The organism is Mycolicibacterium sp. XJ879 (assembly GCF_053483935.1).
In genome coordinates this window covers 1-802 of the sequence record NZ_JBEFTH010000036.1, presented here as the reverse complement: position 1 = coordinate 802, position 802 = coordinate 1, and the positions used below count along the sequence as shown (strand labels likewise).

The 802-nt window shown below is 62.7% G+C and carries 1 protein-coding gene; it reads left to right on the top strand.

Annotated elements, in window-relative coordinates; translation table 11 throughout:
- Window positions 1-802: IS481 family transposase (locus ABQF13_RS25280; RefSeq protein ID WP_448395549.1), on the top strand; the 802-nt coding region annotated here is incomplete at both ends.

Here is an 802-nt window from a genome sequence, read left to right as displayed (position 1 = left end):
ATGGTGGATCGCTCCAGTCGCCCACACCACAGTCCGCGCCGGCTGGCTCAGCGCAGGGAACGCCGGATCATCAAGGTGCGGTTCATCCATCGATGGGGAGCTCACCGCATCGCCGCGCACCTGCGGCTGGCACGCTCGACGGTGGAAGCGGTGCTACGCCGCTATCGGATGCCACTGTTGGGCCATCTGGACCAGAACACCGGGCTGCCCGTGCGTCGGCCCAAGCCTCACCGCTATGAACACCCCGCTCCCGGCGACCTGGTCCATCTCGACATCAAGAAGCTGGGCCGCATCCCCGATGGGGGTGGGCACCGCAAACTGGGTCGCCAAGCCGGTCGGCGCAACCGCGCCGGCATGGGGTACTCGTACCTGCATCACGCCGTCGATGATCATTCCCGGCTGGCCTATTCGGAGATCCTCGACGATGAACGCAAGGAGACCGCCTCCGCGTTCTGGGAGTGCGCCAACGCGTTCTTCGAAGAGCACGGGATCACTGTGAAGAGGGTGTTGACCGACAACGGATCATGTTATCGATCAAAGCTTTTCGCGCAAACACTTGGTTCCGGTATCAGCCATAAGCGGACCCGGCCATACCGGCCGCAGACCAACGGGAAAGTCGAGCGGTTCAACCGCACCCTGGCCGCTGAATGGGCTTACGTGCAGGTCTACCGGTCCGAGGCAGACCGCGCTGCGACCTACCAAGACTGGCTGCATCACTACAATCATCACCGACCACACACCGGCATCGGCGGAAAAACACCCATCGAGCGCTTACGTGTTCACAACCTGCCCGTGAAGAACA